Origin of the sequence: Microbacterium endophyticum (assembly GCF_011047135.1) — a bacterium.
Lineage (GTDB): Bacteria > Actinomycetota > Actinomycetes > Actinomycetales > Microbacteriaceae > Microbacterium > Microbacterium endophyticum.
Genome location: NZ_CP049255.1, coordinates 2,422,659 through 2,439,695, shown reverse-complemented (window position 1 = coordinate 2,439,695; position 17,037 = coordinate 2,422,659). Strand labels below are relative to the sequence as shown.

General features: G+C 61.3%; 18 protein-coding genes. 11 read left to right on the top strand and 7 right to left on the bottom strand.

Features of this window, described 5'->3' with window-relative positions; all coding sequences use genetic code 11:
- Nucleotides 1-181 precede the first annotated feature (181 nt).
- Genes G6N83_RS11385 through G6N83_RS11375 form a run of 3 tightly spaced genes read left to right on the top strand, consistent with a single transcriptional unit; the run spans nt 182 to nt 2,238 of the window.
- Nucleotides 182-934 carry an EI24 domain-containing protein gene (locus G6N83_RS11385; RefSeq protein WP_165142141.1) on the top strand — a complete coding sequence of 251 codons (753 nt, stop codon included), beginning with the start codon at nt 182-184 and terminating at the stop codon, nt 932-934.
- A 20-nt stretch (nt 935-954) separates the two neighbouring features.
- On the top strand, nt 955-1,107 hold the full coding sequence (locus G6N83_RS11380; protein ID WP_165142139.1) for a hypothetical protein: 153 nt from the start codon (nt 955-957) through the stop codon (nt 1,105-1,107).
- Between the two features lie 12 nt (nt 1,108-1,119).
- Nucleotides 1,120-2,238, top strand: a complete 1,119-nt coding sequence (locus G6N83_RS11375; protein ID WP_165142137.1) for a class I SAM-dependent methyltransferase — start codon at nt 1,120-1,122, stop codon at nt 2,236-2,238.
- Here G6N83_RS11375 and G6N83_RS11370 read toward each other — a convergent pair.
- Nucleotides 2,210-3,145, bottom strand: coding sequence for a hypothetical protein (locus G6N83_RS11370; RefSeq protein WP_165142135.1), 936 nt, complete (start codon nt 3,143-3,145; stop codon nt 2,210-2,212). The genes G6N83_RS11375 and G6N83_RS11370 overlap by 29 nt on opposite strands.
- A gap of 188 nt (nt 3,146-3,333) precedes the next feature.
- Here G6N83_RS11370 and G6N83_RS11365 point away from each other — a divergent pair, with 188 nt between their 5' ends.
- The 3 genes from G6N83_RS11365 (at nt 3,334) to G6N83_RS11355 (ending at nt 6,537) form a co-directional block, all read left to right on the top strand.
- A complete protein-coding gene (locus G6N83_RS11365) occupies nt 3,334-4,404 on the top strand; it encodes a sugar ABC transporter substrate-binding protein (RefSeq protein ID WP_165142133.1) in 1,071 nt (356 codons plus the stop codon).
- Nucleotides 4,405-4,483: 79 nt separating this feature from the next.
- Nucleotides 4,484-5,272, top strand: coding sequence for an ATP-binding cassette domain-containing protein (locus tag G6N83_RS11360; protein WP_165142131.1), 789 nt, complete (start codon nt 4,484-4,486; stop codon nt 5,270-5,272).
- Nucleotides 5,269-6,537, top strand: a complete 1,269-nt coding sequence (locus tag G6N83_RS11355; protein ID WP_241246201.1) for a sugar ABC transporter permease — start codon at nt 5,269-5,271, stop codon at nt 6,535-6,537. Before G6N83_RS11360 ends, G6N83_RS11355 begins: the two co-directional genes overlap by 4 nt.
- A gap of 54 nt (nt 6,538-6,591) precedes the next feature.
- Here the strand turns inward: G6N83_RS11355 and nrdF are convergent, their stop codons facing one another.
- Genes nrdF through nrdH form a run of 4 tightly spaced genes read right to left on the bottom strand, consistent with a single transcriptional unit; the run spans nt 6,592 to nt 10,407 of the window.
- Complete coding sequence (gene nrdF, locus G6N83_RS11350; RefSeq protein WP_165142129.1) at nt 6,592-7,566, bottom strand: class 1b ribonucleoside-diphosphate reductase subunit beta; 975 nt, start codon at nt 7,564-7,566, stop codon at nt 6,592-6,594.
- 24 nt (nt 7,567-7,590) lie between these two features.
- Nucleotides 7,591-9,750 (bottom strand): class 1b ribonucleoside-diphosphate reductase subunit alpha, encoded by a 2,160-nt coding sequence (gene nrdE / locus G6N83_RS11345; protein WP_165142127.1) that lies wholly within the window; start codon nt 9,748-9,750, stop codon nt 7,591-7,593.
- The gene (gene nrdI / locus G6N83_RS11340; protein WP_165142125.1) at nt 9,729-10,169 is read right to left on the bottom strand and encodes a class Ib ribonucleoside-diphosphate reductase assembly flavoprotein NrdI; all 441 of its coding nucleotides are present in this window, start codon (nt 10,167-10,169) and stop codon (nt 9,729-9,731) included. Before nrdI ends, nrdE begins: the two co-directional genes overlap by 22 nt.
- A gap of 4 nt (nt 10,170-10,173) precedes the next feature.
- The gene (gene nrdH, locus G6N83_RS11335) at nt 10,174-10,407 is read right to left on the bottom strand and encodes a glutaredoxin-like protein NrdH (RefSeq protein WP_165142123.1); all 234 of its coding nucleotides are present in this window, start codon (nt 10,405-10,407) and stop codon (nt 10,174-10,176) included.
- Nucleotides 10,408-10,779: 372 nt separating this feature from the next.
- Here nrdH and G6N83_RS11330 point away from each other — a divergent pair, with 372 nt between their 5' ends.
- On the top strand, nt 10,780-11,985 hold the full coding sequence (locus G6N83_RS11330; RefSeq protein WP_165142121.1) for an MFS transporter: 1,206 nt from the start codon (nt 10,780-10,782) through the stop codon (nt 11,983-11,985).
- Here G6N83_RS11330 and G6N83_RS11325 read toward each other — a convergent pair.
- The gene (locus G6N83_RS11325) at nt 11,978-13,006 is read right to left on the bottom strand and encodes a TIGR00341 family protein (protein ID WP_165142119.1); all 1,029 of its coding nucleotides are present in this window, start codon (nt 13,004-13,006) and stop codon (nt 11,978-11,980) included. The genes G6N83_RS11330 and G6N83_RS11325 overlap by 8 nt on opposite strands.
- Nucleotides 13,007-13,087: 81 nt before the next feature.
- Between G6N83_RS11325 and G6N83_RS11320 the strand changes: the two genes are divergently transcribed.
- From G6N83_RS11320 to G6N83_RS11305, 4 genes are read left to right on the top strand one after another with little or no spacing between them, the layout of a single operon-like run.
- Nucleotides 13,088-14,254: an acyl-CoA dehydrogenase family protein gene (locus G6N83_RS11320; RefSeq protein WP_241246200.1), complete on the top strand. Its 1,167-nt coding sequence runs from the start codon at nt 13,088-13,090 to the stop codon at nt 14,252-14,254.
- A complete protein-coding gene (locus G6N83_RS11315) occupies nt 14,254-15,528 on the top strand; it encodes a DUF445 domain-containing protein (RefSeq protein ID WP_165142115.1) in 1,275 nt (424 codons plus the stop codon). The genes G6N83_RS11320 and G6N83_RS11315 overlap by 1 nt, the downstream gene beginning before the upstream one ends.
- 9 nt (nt 15,529-15,537) lie before the next feature.
- Nucleotides 15,538-15,891, top strand: a complete 354-nt coding sequence (locus G6N83_RS11310; protein WP_241246199.1) for a gamma-glutamylcyclotransferase family protein — start codon at nt 15,538-15,540, stop codon at nt 15,889-15,891.
- Nucleotides 15,888-16,376 (top strand): SixA phosphatase family protein, encoded by a 489-nt coding sequence (locus G6N83_RS11305; protein WP_165142113.1) that lies wholly within the window; start codon nt 15,888-15,890, stop codon nt 16,374-16,376. Before G6N83_RS11310 ends, G6N83_RS11305 begins: the two co-directional genes overlap by 4 nt.
- On the opposite strand, the gene G6N83_RS11300 is transcribed toward G6N83_RS11305, so the two are convergent.
- Nucleotides 16,373-16,849 (bottom strand): YbaK/EbsC family protein, encoded by a 477-nt coding sequence (locus G6N83_RS11300; RefSeq protein ID WP_165142111.1) that lies wholly within the window; start codon nt 16,847-16,849, stop codon nt 16,373-16,375. The two genes, G6N83_RS11305 and G6N83_RS11300, sit on opposite strands and share 4 nt — an antisense overlap.
- Nucleotides 16,850-17,037 lie beyond the last annotated feature (188 nt).

Here is a 17,037-nt window from a genome sequence, read left to right as displayed (position 1 = left end):
GCGTAGCAACTTTACAAACTTGCGCCGCTACGTATCAAGTTAACGAGCTGCGCTCCTGGCGTATTCCCACCACCCGCAATTGATCCTCCGACTTCGCGAGGGGTCGCAACACGCCGCATCACCCCGCGTACCCGCAGCACAAAACGGCGTGTTGCGACCCCTCGCGAATAGGATGTGGGCGATGCGAGAGTTCTTACGCGGGGCCATGCTGCTCGGGCAGGGGTTTGCATGGTGGCGCCGACGGCCGGGCGTCATGTTCTTGGGCCTCATACCCGCAGCAATCGTGGGGGCCGGGATGCTGGCAGCCCTCGTTGCGCTCGGGATTGCGCTCCCCTCGGTCACTGTCGCCATCACCCCGTTTGCCGAGGACTGGCCCGGAATCTGGGCTACTGCTCTGCGAGTCACCGTCGGCACCGCACTCGTCGGCACGACCCTCGTGCTTCTCGCCGTCTCATTCACAGCCCTCTGCCTCATGATCGGCGAGCCGTTCTACAACCGCATTTGGTTGCGCATCGAGACTGATCTCGACAACCACGCGCCAGCCGCCGATTCCGGATTCTGGCAGGGAATTCTCGATGCTCTTTCGCTCCTCGTGCGCGGAATTGGAGTATCGATCTTCGCAGGGCTACTCGGGCTTGTTCCCGCGGTCGGTGGCGTCCTCGGTGCGATCGTCGGAGTCACGCTGACCGGCTGGTTGCTCGCGGACGAGCTGAGTTCTCGAGCCCTCGCCGCTCGCGGCATCGCGCGTCGCGACCGCCGCGCGATGCTCGGCGCCCAACGTGCACGAGCCCTCGGCTTCGGTGTCGCCACCCAGGTGTGTTTTCTCGTGCCGCTCGGCGCTGTCGTCACAATGCCGGCTGCTGTGGCCGGATCCACACTGCTCGCTCGATCCCTTGTCACAGCAAACCCGCCCACAGCGGGTACCCTGGATTGAGACGTCCTCGAGGGAGATTCATGTTCATCATCTCGCTGCTGCTATTCCTGCTCGGCATGTTCGCCTTCGGCATTTCCTTTTCTGTTCCAGGACTTGAGGCGCTGATCTTTATTTCTGGCATCCTGCTGGTCTCTCTCGCGATGGCGCTGCCCATCCACCTCAGAGCGAAGTAGCACACCGCACAGGTGGCTTTCTCCTTCGATTCACTTCGCCGCTGGCCCGATATTGAGGCGCCCGAGCTTCGGGCGTGGGATGCCGCAGACACGCTGATCCTCGACGAGTCGGCGTCCGCGCGAAGTGAACTCCGCGACGGCACCCTTGTCGTTATCGAAGACACTCATGGGGCATTGACTCTTGCCGCCGCTGATGCAGGCGCCAGCGGCATCCGCACCCACCAGGACTCGCTCACCGGCGAGCGAGCACTGCACACCAACGCGAAGCGGGTCGGCCTCGAGCATGTCGCGGTCTCAAAGCCGCTCGATGCCAGCCTGGTCGCCGGAGCTCGGATAGTTCTTTTGCGACTACCCCGGTCGCTCGATGCTCTGCGTGATATCGCAGGACTCATCGCCGCACACGCAGCCCCCGGGGTTGTTGTGTACGCGGGTGGGCGCATCAAGCACATGACTCCCGCGATGAACGATGTACTCCGCGAGTATTTCGATCGCGTCGATGTGACTCACGCTCGACAGAAATCGCGCGTTCTCATCGCATGCCAGCCACACGACGGCGCCGACCCCAGGGCTTCTCTGGCTGTTCACAGCGGAATGTCTGTCTGCGCATTCGGTGGAGTATTCGCGGGCACAGCGATCGATATCGGTACTCGCTTCCTGCTGGAGTGCCTGCCAGACACCGTGCCGGGTGGCTCTTCTGCCGACCCGCTCATTGATATGGCCTGCGGCAGTGGCGTCGTCGGGGCAACCCTTGCGCTACGGCACCCCGACGCGCGCGTGTACGCATCGGATCAGTCCGCCGCGGCCGTCGCCTCCGCCACAGCGACAATCGAAGCAAACGGGATCTCGTCACGCGTTGAAGTCCAGCGTGATGACGCACTGTCACTGCGGCCGGATGCAAGCGCATCCTTCATCGCGCTCAACCCTCCGTTCCACGCTGGTGCCGCGATTCACGATTCCATCGCCCCGCGCATGTTCGAAGACGCCGCGCGGGTACTTCGTCCCGGCGGCGAATTGTGGACCGTCTGGAACACTTCGCTGGCCTACCGCTCCGCCCTCGAGCGGATCGTCGGCCCGACCCGTCAGATTGGTCGCAACACCAAGTTCACTGTGACGCGTTCGGTACGGCGCTAGGGTTCTCAGCTGCGGCAGAGTCTTCTGCGGCAGAGTCTTCTGCGGCAGAGTCTTCTGAGGCATCCGGATCGTTCCAGAGCTGTACGGTTTGCACTGTCCAAAAGACGGCAAAAAGGGCAAGCGCCAACGCCTCGCCGACAAATATCAGTGGGATGCCGGTAGCACGCGACACATCGAAGCCCCATACGTCGCACAGCACAACTGTGATCAGTAGCGCAACGCTCACGCCAATCCCGATAGCGACGGTGGCATACGCGCCCCGGTATATGAGTCCACGACGGCGAGTTCGAGCGAGGCGTCCGGCACCGAGAGCCGCAATAGTTGCAACCGCAGCGATAAGACCGAAAAAGAGGGATGCCGCTACGGCGTGAGCACCCTGCAGGAACCCCTGCGGCCAGATGATCCACCACGCGCCCATCGCAATGACGATGAGTGCCGCGATGATGAGGGCGATCCCTGAAGCGCGACTCAGTGTGCGCTGCACGATGGCAAGGGCCCAGGCTCCACCGACGGCGGCTGCCGCTGTGGCGATGAGCGCGACGGCGCTGACATCAACGCTTGCCGCAAACTCTGGCGGAACACACGACGGTGCGTCGGCACATGTTCCGCCCCATACCGCTGGGTCGATTGGCGTCGGCACGATCGCGACGATGGGGGCAAGAATCGCCATGTAATCGAGGAGCGCCTGCTCGATGCTCCTACCCGACAGCGCAACGAGCGCGAGCGTGATGGCAAAAATAGCCCCGACGAACACATCCCGCGCCGGTGAATAGTAGGCCGCACTGATGGATGTGAGTGGACCGTCAGTGACAAACACCGCGGCGAGCGTGACGCCGAGCGCAAAAACTGCCCCGACGATCGAGAGCCGAACATAGCGATACGTTCGCTGCGTTGATGTCGTCCGCATCCGCATGGTGACCCTCTCGTTTCGCCTGCCATTGCCATCATGTCGTGTTCACGAGCGACGGAGATCCACACGCCGTTACCGAACTGTGACCGTCAATTGCTTTTCTTTCGCAATCCCGAGGAGCAAGGTTCAAGTGCCGCGTCGATGACGATGCGAGTGAAGTTTTTCACGTCAATGAAGGGTGAGAAATGAAGAAAAGCACATGGGCGCTTGTGGGAGCGCTCTCAGCCACCACAGCGTTAGCGCTATCGGGTTGTTCTGGTTCAACCGACACGGCAAGTAGCGACGGTGGTGGCGGCGATGCAGCGGCTCGGGCCTGCGTCATCCTTCCGGATGCGGCATCGTCACCCCGTTGGGAGAACTTTGACCGTGCGTATCTCGAAGAGGGCCTGACATCGGCGGGTTTCGAGGTCGACATTCAAAATGCGCAGGGAGACACGAGCAAGTACTCGACCATCGCAGACCAACAGCTCACGCAGGGCTGCGGCGTCATGCTGCTCGTCGATTACAACGGCGCGGCTGAAGGGGTTGCAACCAAAGCGAAGGCTCAAGGCATCCCGGTTATCGCCTATGACCGACCATTTACCGGCGCCGACTACTACGTCTCGTTCGACAACGTGCAGGTGGGAGAGCTTGAAGGACAGACGATTGTCGATGGACTGACCGCCGCCGGTAAGGACCCGGCAACCGCCTCAGTCATCTACATGGGTGGTGACCCGACCGACGGTAACGCGGCGATGTTCCGTGAGGGCGCAGACAAAGCGATGTCGGCTGCCGGAATCACACCGGCTGCCGAGCCCAAGGGCGTGTGGGATCAGGCGAAGTCGGCAACGAACTTCGAGCAGGCCCTCACATCTCTTGGCGGAAGCGTCGATGCTGTGTGGTCGGCGAATGACACCAACGCTGCGGGAGTTATCTCCATCCTGCAGAAGAACAATCTGACGGGAGTTCCAGTTTCGGGCCAAGACGCCAACGTGGCTGGGCTCCAGAACATCCTGCTCGGGTGGCAGACAGCCACTGTCTACAAGCCGGTGGCTGACGAAGCAACGGCGGCCGTTGACGTCGTCGTGAAGCTGCTCAACGGTGAAACGGTGAGCACCGATCTCACGCTCGACGACGGCACACCGTATATCGCCGTCACACCGCAGCTTGTCGGGCCTGACGAGGTGCAGACAGTCGTCGATGCTGGCGATGCGTCGGCAGCCGAGATCTGCACCGGCGATGTTGCACCCAAGTGCGAAGAATACGGCGTGAAGTAAACCGTGGATAGAGGGCGCCGCGCCGGTCAGGTGCGGCGCCCTCTGGCACGCATTTCGGAACTGTCGCAAGGAAGCGAGCATGAGCGAATACATCATTGAACTCTCGGGAATCCGCAAGTCCTTCGGGCCCGTCACTGTCTTGAAGGGCGTCGATCTCCACATTCGTGCGGGCAAGGTCACGGCGCTCGTCGGTGACAACGGCGCCGGAAAATCCACACTGGTCAAAGGACTCGCCGGCGTACAGCCGTACGACGGCGGAAGCATCCGATTCGAAGGCCAGTCCGTCACGCTGCATTCACCGCGCGATGCCGGTCATTACGGAATCGAGGTCGTCTATCAAGACCTCGCACTCTGCGACAACCTCGACATCGTGCAGAACATGTTTCTCGGGCGTGAAGAACTTCGCGGTGGCACATTCGATGAGGGTCGAATGGAAAAGGATGCCTCCGATACGCTGCGCTCGCTTTCTGTTCGTACCGTCAAATCTGTGCGACAAAAGGTCTCGTCGTTGTCGGGTGGTCAGCGCCAAACTGTCGCGATCGCGCGCGCCGTCTTGAAGAAGGCACGCGTCGTCATTCTCGACGAGCCGACTGCGGCTCTCGGCGTGGCGCAGACCGAACAAGTACTGAACCTTGTGAGGCGGCTCGCCGAGCAGGGCGTCGCCGTGCTGCTGATTAGCCACAATCTCGCCGATGTCTTCGCTGTCGCAGACGACATCGCAGTGCTCTACCTCGGTCAGATGGTCGCCCAAATCGACGCCGATGCAACGTCGCGTGACGACATCGTGGGTTACATCACGGGCGCGAAGACGCCGGAAGGGTTCTCTGTCATGGATACCACCACGATTGCTGCGGAGGGCCTGCGGTGAGCGCGCCGAAAACTAGCGGATCCTCAAGCGGATCTTCGAGCAGCGACCTCATCGGCAGTGGACTTGAGGGCGGCGTTCGCGATCAGTTCGCCGCGTGGCTTCAGCGTCTTCGTGGCGGCGAAATGGGGGCGTTACCCGCTATCGGCGGTCTCATCGTACTCACGGCGTTGTTCACGTCACTCAGTCCGTACTTTCTCACAGCGGGCAACTTCGCCAATCTCCTGAACCAGGCCGCTTCGCTGGTCATGCTCGGAATGGCGCTCGTCTTTGTCCTGCTGTTGGGCGAAATCGATCTGTCTGCGGGCGTCACAGGTGGCGTTGCGATGGCGATCTTCGTGGTACTCAACGACAAGTTCGGGGTGAATTGGATTCTTGCACTCGTGATCGGATTCGGGTTCGGAATAGTGACGGGAGCACTCATCGGCTTCTTTGTCGCTCGCGTCGGTATCCCGTCGTTCGTCGTGACGCTAGGGCTCTTTTTGGGGTACCAGGGTCTCGCGCTCCTGATCATCGGCGCTGGCGGGCTGTATCAAATTCAGGTGCCAGAACTCATCGCCATTCAAAACAGCAACCTGCCGGTATGGGCGGGGTGGGTGATGCTCGCGATCATCCTCATCGTTTCAGCAGCCACGTCGTTCTGGGATCGCATACAGCGCTCGCGGGCCGGCGTACCCAACCGCACTCTCACCCTCGTATGGCTCAAATTGGGGGCGATCGTCGTTCTGGGCGGGCTCGTTATCGGCGTGCTCAATCTGGACAGATCGCAGTCGATCCTTCCGGTTCAAGGCGTTCCGATCATCGTTCCGGTCGTGCTCGTCATTTTGTGGATCGGCACGTTCATTCTGGACCGCACCAAATTTGGGCGTTACATCTACGCCATTGGCGGCAATGCCGAAGCTGCACGTCGATCTGGGGTCAAGGTGCGATGGGTCAAGTGGTGGGCATTCGTCGCCTGCTCCACTCTTGCCGTGCTCTCAGGACTTTTCAGTGCGGCCCGCATTGCGTCAGTGGATGCCGCGGCGGGCCGCGACATCGTGCTCAGCGGTGTAGCCGCAGCCGTCGTCGGCGGCGTGAGTCTGTTCGGTGGGCGCGGCCGACTCATGCACGCGGCCATCGGCGCACTCGTCATCGCTATGATCACGAACGGGCTCGGCCTGCTGCGGCTCCCGGCGGGTATCAACCTGCTCGTCACCGGCGGTGTACTGATCCTCGCCGCGACCGTCGATGCCGTATCTCGATTGCGCTCCGGCGGCGGCCGAACGTAAAAGGTGGGGCCCGGCGTGTGCCGGGCCCCACCTTTTACGTTGATCGGATCTTCGTTAGAAGTCCCAGTCGTCGTCGCTCGTGGCTTCAGCCTTGCCGATCACGTACGACGAGCCCGACCCCGAGAAGAAGTCGTGGTTCTCGTCGGCGTTCGGTGAGAGCGCCGAGAGAATAGCGGGGTTCACGTCGGTGACGGATGCCGGGAACATGGCCTCGTAGCCGAGGTTCATCAGCGCTTTGTTGGCGTTGTAGTGCAAGAACTTCTTGACGTCTTCGGTCAGGCCGACGCCGTCGTAGAGATCTTGTGTGTACTGCACCTCGTTGTCGTAGAGCTCGTACATCAGCGAGAACGCGTAGTCCTTGATCTCGTCACGCTCTGCCTGCGAGACCTTCTCAAGCCCCTTTTGGAACTTGTAACCGATGTAGTAGCCGTGCACTGCCTCGTCACGAATGATGAGACGAATGAGGTCCGCGGTGTTCGTGAGCTTGGCACGCGACGACCAGTGCATCGGGAGGTAAAAGCCCGAGTAGAAGAGGAAGCTCTCGAGCAGAGTCGAGGCGACCTTGCGCTTGAGGGGCGAGTCTCCGCGGTAGTAGTCCATGACGATCGAAGCCTTCTTCTGAAGGTTCGGGTTCTCAACCGACCACCGGAAGGCCTCGTCGATCTCTTTCGTCGACGCAAGCGTCGAGAAGATCGAGGAGTAGCTCTTCGCGTGCACCGACTCCATGAACGCGATGTTCGTGTAGACGGCTTCTTCGTGGGGTGTGATCGCGTCAGGAATCAGTGAAACTGCGCCCACCGTGCCCTGGATCGTGTCAAGCAGGGTCAAGCCTGTGAACACGCGCATCGTCAACAGCTGCTCATCCGGCGTGAGCGTGTTCCACGACTGAATGTCGTTCGACAGCGGCACCTTCTCGGGCAGCCAGAAGTTGTTGACGAGACGGTTCCAGACCTCGAGGTCTTTGTCGTCTTCGATACGGTTCCAGTTGATGGCCTGAACGTGGTTCAGGAGCTGAAGCTTTTCGCTCATATCAGTTCTCTCTTGGTGCCGAGATCAGAGCATGCACGAGACGCACTCGGACATGTCAGTGCCCTCAAGCGCCATCTGCCGCAGGCGGATGTAGTAAATCGTCTTGATGCCCTTGCGCCATGCGTAGATCTGCGCCTTGTTGATGTCGCGGGTCGTTGCGGTGTCCTTGAAGAACAGCGTGAGCGACAGCCCCTGGTCAACGTGCTGAGTGGCTGCGGCGTAGGTGTCGATGACCTTCTCGTAGCCGATTTCGTAGGCATCCTGGTAGTACTCCAGGTTGTCGTTCGTCATGAACGCCGCCGGGTAGTACACACGCCCGAGCTTGCCTTCTTTGCGGATCTCAACCTTCGACGCGATCGGGTGGATCGACGACGTCGAGTTGTTGATGTACGAGATCGAACCGGTCGGAGGCACAGCCTGCAGGTTCTGGTTGTAGATACCGTGCTCCTGGATGGAAGCCTTCAGCGCTACCCAGTCTTCCTGCGTCGGGATGTGCTTACCCGCGAACATCTCGGTGACCTTGGCTGTTGCAGGTGCCCATACGCCATCGATGTACTTGTCGAAGAACTCACCGCTGGCGTACGTGGAGTCTTCGAAACCGTCGAAGGCCTTTCCGCGCTCAACCGCGAGGTTGTTCGATGCGCGAAGCGCGTGGAACAACACCGTGTAGAAGTAGATGTTCGTGAAGTCGACGCCCTCTTCGGAGCCGTAGTACACGTGCTCACGTGCGAGGTAGCCGTGGAGGTTCATCTGACCAAGGCCGATGGCGTGCGAACGGTCGTTTCCGTCTTCGATGGAACGAACCGAAGCGATGTGGCTCTGCTCACTTACCGCGCTCAGAGCGCGAATAGCGGTTTCGACCGTCTTGCCGAGGTCTTCAGCATCCATCGACAGTGCGATGTTCATCGAACCAAGGTTGCAGGAGATGTCTTTACCGATCTGGTCGTACGACAGGTCAGCGTTGTACGTGGTCGGTGTGTTCACCTGCAGAATTTCGCTGCAGAGGTTCGACATGTTGATACGGCCCTTGATGGGGTTCGCCTTGTTGACGGTGTCTTCGAACATGACGTACGGGTAACCAGACTCGAACTGGATTTCCGCGATCGTCTGGAAGAACTCGCGCGCGTTGATCTTGGTCTTCTTGATGCGCGAGTCATCGACCATTTCGCGATACTTCTCGGTGACGGAGATATCGCCGAACGGCACTCCGTAGACCTTCTCGACGTCGTACGGGGAGAAGAGATACATGTCTTCATCGTTGCGTGCGAGCTCGAACGTGATGTCAGGAACGACAACACCCAGCGAGAGCGTCTTGATACGGATCTTCTCGTCGGCGTTCTCGCGCTTGGTGTCGAGGAAGCGCATGATGTCGGGGTGGTGAGCCGACAGGTACACAGCACCGGCGCCCTGGCGAGCACCCAGCTGGTTGGCGTAACTGAAGCTGTCTTCGAGGAGCTTCATCACGGGGATGATGCCGCTCGACTGGTTCTCGATCTGCTTGATCGGAGCACCCGACTCGCGGATGTTCGACAGCAGCAGAGCCACACCGCCGCCGCGCTTCGACAGCTGCAGTGACGAGTTGATTCCGCGTGAAATCGACTCCATGTTGTCTTCGATACGAAGCAGGAAGCAGGAGACGAGTTCGCCGCGTTGAGCTTTGCCGGCGTTCAAGAACGTCGGTGTCGCCGGCTGGAATCGGCCAGCAAGAATCTCATCGACCAGGTTCATCGCGAGCTTCTGGTCGCCATCGGCGAGCGCAAGAGCTGTCATAACTACGCGGTCTTCGAAGCGCTCGAGGTAGCGCTTGCCGTCAAATGTCTTGAGCGTGTAGCTCGTGTAGTACTTGAAAGCCCCGAGGAAGGTCGCGAAGCGGAACTTCTTCGAGTACGCGAAGTCGTTGAGCTTCTCGATGAACTCGAAGGGGTATGCCTCGAGAACGGCACCTTCGTAATACTCCTTCTCGACCAGGTAGTCGAGGCGCTCTTTGAGCGAGTGAAAGAAAACGGTGTTCTGGTTGACGTGCTGCAGGAAGTACTCGCGAGCGGCGCGCCTATCGGCGTCGAACTGAATCTTTCCGTCAGCGTCGTAGAGATTAAGCATCGCGTTGAGCGAGTGGTAATCAAGCCCTTCGAAACGCGCCTCGCTCTTGAATGCGGGGTCTTTCAGTGCTGTTGTCTCCACCATTTTTCCAATCCGTCGCTCACGCGGTCGACATCTTCAGGCGTGCCAAAGAGTTCTAGCCGGTACATGTGCGGCACGTTGCACTTGCGGCTGATGATGTCACCGGCAAGACAAAAGGCCTCACCGAAGTTTGTGTTTCCCGCGGAGATCACTCCGCGGATGTGGCGGCGGTTCTGTTCTCTATTTAAGAAGCGAATAACCTGCTTCGGAACAGCGCCGCCCTCTTCCCCACGGCCTTGGCCACCGCCATATGTCGGGGTGACCAAGACGAAAGGTTCGTTGACCTCGAGGGGGGCATCCCTCGGCTGAAGCGGAATCCGCTCCGCCGGCATCCCCAACTTCTCGATGAAACGCGCAGTGTTTCCCGACACGCTCGAAAAGTAGACGAGGAGCGGTGCCGATGTTGCAACCGCCCTGGTCATGTCTTCAGACCAGGCGGCTGGCGAGCTCGTCGATCTTGTCAGGACGGAAGCCTGACCAGTGGTCACCGTCAGTGACGACAACCGGTGCCTGGAGGTAGCCCAGTGCCTTTACCTGCTCGAGGGCCGCGGGGTCCTGCGAGAGGTCGTGAATTTCGTACTCAATGCCCTTGGAGTCCAGTGCGCGGTATGTCGCCGTGCACTGAACGCAGGAGGGCTTGGTGTAAACAGTGATCGCCATATTGGACCAGTTTCCCCTCAAAATCTTTACTGTGTCCCGACGGTACGCCGCCAGGAACTCAATACTACATATGGGTACGGACATTGGATAGCACCACTAGGGGTAGTAGTTACACGGATGTAGTTTTCCACCGCTATCCCCACGTACACCACAGGTTCTCCACCGTTTCATCCACAGCTGAGGCGCCGCGGGTGTGATCAGAAAAGGCCTGAATCTCGCGGTTTTCGTGTCGATGCCGGACCGTTGTCCACAATCACGACGATATGCGGACCCTCCGACATCGAATATGGGTGCGCATGGCAGCTCCGGCGTGTCGCACCGCTACCGATCGAATGCACCAAATCCACCCTTTTTGGGCGCTAGCGTTGTGGCATGGCCAGCTACCGCGACCTTCTGCGCACCCCCGGCGTCGGGCGTATCATCGCGGCACAGTTGACCGCACGTTTTCCCAACGGAATGACGAGCCTCGCCATCCTGCTCCATATCGAGCACGTCACAGGTTCTTACGGTTCGGCGGGTCTCGTGCTTGCCGCGACATCGGTAGGCCAGGCGATCTCTGGACCCGTCACGAGTCGATGGATGGGCCTGTGGGGCATGCGCAAAGTGCTCACCCTCACGACGGTGCTGTGTGCCATAGCGATCACGACACTCGCCCTGGTGGAAATGGTTCTTCCCGCCTACATGGCGCTCGGACTCATCGCCGGCCTCACCACCCCGCCGATTCAATCGGCTGCCCGAACGATCTACCCCAAGCTCGTGAACTCACGGCAACTGTCTCCGCTGTATTCACTCGATGCGTCACTGCAAGAGATCATTTGGATTCTGGCGCCAGTGCTCATCACTTTTGTGGCAACACAGGCCGGCACGGTGCCGGCGCTCCTGCTGATCGCTGCGATCCTCGTCGGCGGCGGGTCCTGGTTCATCCTGTCCCCCGAAGTCGGCCGTGTTCGCATCCCTCGCAGTCGCCGCAAACTCGGCCGCGTTCTCGCGAAGCCGCCGGTGCTCATGGCAACCGCTGTCGGCTTCCTTCTCATCGGGGCGTGTGCTGCGGTCGAGGCAGGAGTCGTCGCCGAGTTCGACGAGGGCGGCCTCGAGGCTGGCCTCATCCTCGCCGTCTTCGGTATCGGAAGCCTCGCGGGCGGTCTGGGCATGGGGCACCGCCCCATCAGCCCGTGGTCGATGGCACGGCGCCTTCTGATCGTCACGATCGGCCTTGCCACGACGATGTTCGCACTCAACGCGTGGTGGCTCGGTGGCTCTCTCCTGGTCGCCGGTATCGGCATCGCGCCAGCGCTCGCGGTGATCTTCGCGATGACCTCGGCGAGTGTGAAGTTCAGCGAAACAGCCGAAGCTTACGGTTGGATCGGCACCGGTCAGCTCATCGGCGCTGCGGCAGGATCGGCCGTCGCTGGGTTCCTCGTTGACGGCATCGGTCACGTCGGCGCATACGCTGCCGCCTTCGGCTTCATGTTCGTGGGGCTCATCGTCAGCATCGTGTTCGTACGCGCCTTTCCCGACTTGCGCCACCGTGATCCGAGCCCGATACCCGATACCGAGCCGGTCGAAACAATCACTTAAGAGGGGCAGCACCTGCGCCGCGCGAGCTCACGCGGTATGTCGCTTCGACGCCTACCTCTACTACGACGTCGACGAACTCCGGCAGAGCGCTCTCCAACTCGGTTTCGAGCAGGCTAGTCGCCGGTACCGTGCCGTCTGGAGTCGCGACCCGAACTGTCGCTTCAAGGCCCGTCCACTTCACTCCGCCCACACGTGCCCCGTCGACTTCGCTGAGCCACTCGGTCGCTGACGCCTCGATATTTTGCGTCCATCCGGTCAGCACCACCGTGACCGTGGTGTTCAGTGCGAGTGGAACGACGATCACTGTGGAAAGCACAGCGACCACCGCGTACGCCCGTTTGCGGTTGGCGGTGCGCGATGAGCCCGCCGCGCGTGAATACCCCGCAAGAGTGAAGACGATACTCCCGGCGATCACGAGAGAAATCACGTTCGACAAAAAGAGAATGAGGGCACCGAGCGCACTGTCCCAGTCGCCCTGCCCCGCGCACACCCCCACAACCCCAAGCGGCGGCACGAGTGAGATCGCAATCGCGACTCCGGGCAGGATCGCGCTCAGATCGCGGCGACACATTGCGAAAGCGCCCGCCGTGCCCGTCGCCATCGCCGCCAGGAGGTCGACTAGTTGCGGAGACGTTCGACCGGTAATTTGCGAGTTCGTCGACAGCGAAGAGCCGTGCGGCAGGATGATCGAGAGCCCATAGCCGATGAACACGACGATCACGACGCTGGCGAGCACCCACAAAATCGAGCGCACCAGGAGGCTTCTCCGGCCCACGACGAGGGCGAGGCCAATGCCGAGAATCGGGGTACCGAGAGGTGCGACGATCATCGCGCCGATCACTGTCGCCGTTGAGTCGGCAAGCACGCCGGCGACGGCGATAACGCCCGACAGAATGAGCATGATGAGGAATCCGCTGCGTTTGCCGACGGCGTCGCCGCGGGTGAGGTCGAGCGCGTCTCGCACGTCATCGACGCTCTGCCGCTGTGAGTCGGGCAGAAGAAACTGCGACAGCGAAGACATATGCACATCTTGGCGGAACGGATAGCGCGATCCAATGGGCAAAAACGGCCGGATCCGGACAAGAGCGCAAGAATGAGTACTGTGACTTCTTCGGTGTTCGACCCTCGCGACATCCTGCCCGACGATCTGATCGAGCGAATTCGCTCTCGCGCCGCGGGCTATGACGCGCAAAATGCGTTTCCCGTCGAAGACCTCAGCGAGCTGACAGCGGCCGGGTATCTCTCCGTTTTGGTGCCGACAGCACTCGGCGGCGCCGGTCTCAGCATCGCCGAAGTCGCGCTGCTGCAGCAGCGCCTTGCCGGGGCCGCTCCCGCCACAGCGCTGGCCATCAACATGCACCTCGTGTGGACGGGGGTTGCAAAAGTGCTCGCCGACCGCGGCATAGATGACCTCGGCTTCGTGCAAGAGGGTGCCGTGGCGGGCGAGGTGTTCGCGTTCGGGATCAGCGAGGCGAGCAACGACCTCGTACTTTTCGGCAGCGACACGGATGCCGCGCCCCAACCTGACGGTTCGTACGCGTTCACCGGCACCAAGATTTTCACCTCGCTCGGGCCGGTATGGACTCAGCTGGGACTCCACGGTCTCGACACGACAAGCTCAGACGGCCCAAAGATGGTCTATGCGTTCGTCTCCCGTTCGGATGCAATTGTCACGCGGGACGACTGGGACACCGTTGGTATGCGTGGCACACAGAGCCGCACGACCGAGCTTCACGGCGCGGTGGCGGCGCCCGATCGTGTCGTGCGAAAGATCGCGCCGGGGCCGAACTCTGACCCGATCGTCTTCGGCATTTTCAGCGTCTTCGAGGTGCTTTTGGCTTCGGTCTACACCGGTATCGCCCGACGGGCGCTCGACTTGGCTGTTGAGGTCGCAAAAACGCGCACATCGAAAAAGACCGGCAAGACATATAGCGACGACCCCGACATCCGTTGGCGAATTGCCGAGATGGCGCTCGCCTACGATGCCCTCGGCCCGCAGATCGCGTCTCTGTCCGAAGACATCGACGCTCAGACCGATCACGGCGCGCGCTGGTTCTCGCTCTTAAGTGGTCTCAAGCATCGCGCCGTCGTTTCCGCGAAGCAGATAGTGGATGACGCGATGCTCGTCGCGGGCGGGTCGTCGTACCGCTCGGCATCGGAACTTGGCCGCCTCTACCGAGATGTGCTCGCCGGAATGTTTCACCCCTCCGACCCGGAGTCCGCGCACTCGACCGCGGCGTCGGCGTGGCTCGGACCGATGAGTTCCTGATGCCCCGCACTCCCACATCTCTCCTCAGCCGCGCGGACCAGGAGCGTCGGCGCGCACTTCGGGTGATGAAAGGTATTGCGCTCGGCGCGCTCGTGGCGCTCGCAATAGTTTTCGTGATCTCGTTCGTTTTGCAAGAACGCATGCCGGCTTTTGCATATGTGCGGGCGGCGGCCGAGGGCGGAATGGTGGGTGCGCTCGCAGACTGGTTCGCCGTGACGGCGTTGTTTCGGCATCCGCTTGGCATCAAGATTCCGCACACGGCAATCATTCCGAGCCGAAAAGACGAGATCGGTCGCTCGCTCGGCGAGTTCGTCGAGACTAATTTTCTGTCAGCGGACGTCGTTCGCACCAAGCTCGAGAGCACCTCTGTCGCCGCACGCTTGGGTGAGTGGCTGCGAGAGCCCGCGCACGCCGAGCGTGTGAGCGCCGAGGGCGCTGCGATGGCTGCTGGCGTGTTGCAGGCGCTGAGCGATGATGACGTCGGAGACGTACTCGAAAGCCTTGCTCGTGAGCATCTGATCGAGCCGCAGTGGGGTCCGCCTCTCGGTGAGCGGCTGCAACAGGTGGTGTCATCCGGGGCGCATCATGGCGCCGTCGATCTCGGCGTTGACACGATCGCCACGTGGCTTCGCAGTAACCAGACATCTTTCACGGGTTTGCTCTCACGGCGGCTGCCGTCGTGGGTGCCGTCGGTTGCTCGTCGCCTTGTCGACGAAGCGGCCTACAACGAGGCGATGAAACTTGTCGCTGCAATCGCCGCGGAGCCCGAGCATCCGGCGCGTTTGGCTCTTGATGGGTATCTTGAGCGCCTCGCACACAATCTGCAGAACGACCCTGAGACCATTGCGAGCCTCGAGAGCACAAAGTCGGGAGTCTTCGATAGCCCGCGTGTGCGCGAGCTTGCCGCGAGCGTGTGGGAAACCGCAAAGTCTGGGCTGCTGAAATCTCTTGCCGATCCAGAGAGCGCGCTTCGCGCTCGCGCCGCACGAGCACTCGCTGAGGTGGGCGATCGACTCACATCAGATACCGCTCTTCAGGCGCGAATCGATGGGTGGGTGACGGATGCCGCGGTGTTCCTCGTTGAGCGATATCGTCACGACATCGCCTCGATCATCACCGACACTGTGGAGCGATGGGATGCTGCCGAGACCACCGAGAAGATCGAACTCATGGTGGGTCGGGATCTGCAATACATTCGCTTGAACGGCACGATCGTCGGCTCGCTCGCGGGCCTGGCCATTTTCACTCTCGCCGAGGCGTTCCTCCGCGGGTAGCCTTGGCGCGTGGCCACTTCGTACCCCGCTCAGCTGCTCTTCAGCTACGGCACGATGCGCTCCACCGCTGTGCAGCTCGACACCCTCGGGCACGTTGTGACGTGGGAGGTGGACGTGCTCACTGGGTACACCGTCGACTATCTCGAAATCGATGATCCGAGGGACGACGCACCGGGCATCAACACTCATGCGCGTATGCGTAGTACGGGCAGTTCGCTCGACAAAGTCGTCGGCTTCGTGTGTGAAGTCAGCGAGGCAGAACTTGATGCACTCGATAACTATGAAGCAGCGCGCGGTCGCCGAAGCGAGGTCACTCTCGACAGCGGGCGCGTTGCCTGGGCATATTTGCCGGTGTCATCGTGATCACGCTTGTGCTGGTGCGCCATGCGAAGTCCGACTGGGGCAGCGCGATCCTCGATGACCATGAGCGACCACTGAACCGTCGCGGTCATGGCGACGCGCCACTCATGGCTGAACGCCTCGCAGCGCGCTTATCGGCGAGCGGGGTGAAGCCTGACGTGATCTTTTCGAGCACGGCTCTCCGCGCCGCAACGACAGCGGATGCCTTCGGCCAGGCGCTGAACGTGGAGGTCACTCGTGACGCGCGTCTTTACGGGGCTCTGCCGAAGGTGTTGTGGGAAGTCGCGGCGGAGTCCCCGGGGAACACGGCCATCGTCGTGGCGCACGACCCCGGCCTCAGTACGCTCGTTGCCCGACTCACCGACGGTGAGATCGTCGCGATGCCCACCTGCGCTGTCGCGATGTTCGAGTGGGAAGCTCCCGATTGGGCATCGATCGACTTCGATAGTCCCGACGGGTGGACGTTCGATGAGCCGGGTGCTCGCTAGCCGACCGCGACGATCTCGCCGCCGGTGAGGCGAACGAGTTCGTCGAACGTCAGCGGAAAGACGGTGTGCGGGGTTCCGGCGGCAGCCCAGATCTCAGGGAACGCTGCGAGTGACTCGTCGACGACAGTGGTGAGCGGGGAAGGATGCCCCGTGGGCGCTACTCCCCCTATGACTTGTCCGGTGGCATCCTTCACCTGTTCGGCTGTCGCACGACGGATGCTGTCGCGCCCGAGGCGCGTTGCGAGCGCTGTGGTGTCGACCCGGTGTGCGCCGCTCGTCATGACGAGCAGGGGCGCGTCATCCGACCAGAAGACGAGGCTATTTGCGATCGCGCCGACGTCGACTCCCACAGCTTCTGCGGCGGCGGCAGCCGTGGCTGCGGCGTCGGGAAGGACGACGATGTCAGACGAAATTCCGGCGGCACGGAGGGCCTCTCGCACAATGAGGTTTCGCTTATGCAATTGTTCGCTCACGATGTCACTTTAGCGCCGGTTCATAGCCTCACTGGTGGCGGAATCGGCGGGCTGTTCGTCGCCGCCCGACTGGAGAGAACATTGAGCGCGTCAGCGGATGGGGACCCTGGCTCAGCGTTGTAAATGGGTGGCCACCAAATCTTGAGTGTTCTTTTCCCACTCGAAATAACAATCGGGGCATCGTCGCA

What these genes read in the sequence shown, in the direction of transcription:
- G6N83_RS11385 (WP_165142141.1), top strand. Translation starts at nt 182, where the DNA reads ATGCGAGAGTTCTTACGCGGGGCCATGCTGCTCGGGCAGGGGTTTGCA.
- G6N83_RS11380 (WP_165142139.1), top strand. Translation starts at nt 955, where the DNA reads ATGTTCATCATCTCGCTGCTGCTATTCCTGCTCGGCATGTTCGCCTTC.
- G6N83_RS11370 (WP_165142135.1), bottom strand. Translation starts at nt 3,145, where the DNA reads ATGCGGACGACATCAACGCAGCGAACGTATCGCTATGTTCGGCTCTCG.
- G6N83_RS11365 (WP_165142133.1), top strand. Translation starts at nt 3,334, where the DNA reads ATGAAGAAAAGCACATGGGCGCTTGTGGGAGCGCTCTCAGCCACCACA.
- G6N83_RS11360 (WP_165142131.1), top strand. Translation starts at nt 4,484, where the DNA reads ATGAGCGAATACATCATTGAACTCTCGGGAATCCGCAAGTCCTTCGGG.
- nrdF (WP_165142129.1), bottom strand. Translation starts at nt 7,566, where the DNA reads ATGAGCGAAAAGCTTCAGCTCCTGAACCACGTTCAGGCCATCAACTGG.
- nrdE (WP_165142127.1), bottom strand. Translation starts at nt 9,750, where the DNA reads ATGGTGGAGACAACAGCACTGAAAGACCCCGCATTCAAGAGCGAGGCG.
- nrdI (WP_165142125.1), bottom strand. Translation starts at nt 10,169, where the DNA reads ATGACCAGGGCGGTTGCAACATCGGCACCGCTCCTCGTCTACTTTTCG.
- nrdH (WP_165142123.1), bottom strand. Translation starts at nt 10,407, where the DNA reads ATGGCGATCACTGTTTACACCAAGCCCTCCTGCGTTCAGTGCACGGCG.
- G6N83_RS11330 (WP_165142121.1), top strand. Translation starts at nt 10,780, where the DNA reads ATGGCCAGCTACCGCGACCTTCTGCGCACCCCCGGCGTCGGGCGTATC.
- G6N83_RS11325 (WP_165142119.1), bottom strand. Translation starts at nt 13,006, where the DNA reads ATGTCTTCGCTGTCGCAGTTTCTTCTGCCCGACTCACAGCGGCAGAGC.
- G6N83_RS11315 (WP_165142115.1), top strand. Translation starts at nt 14,254, where the DNA reads ATGCCCCGCACTCCCACATCTCTCCTCAGCCGCGCGGACCAGGAGCGT.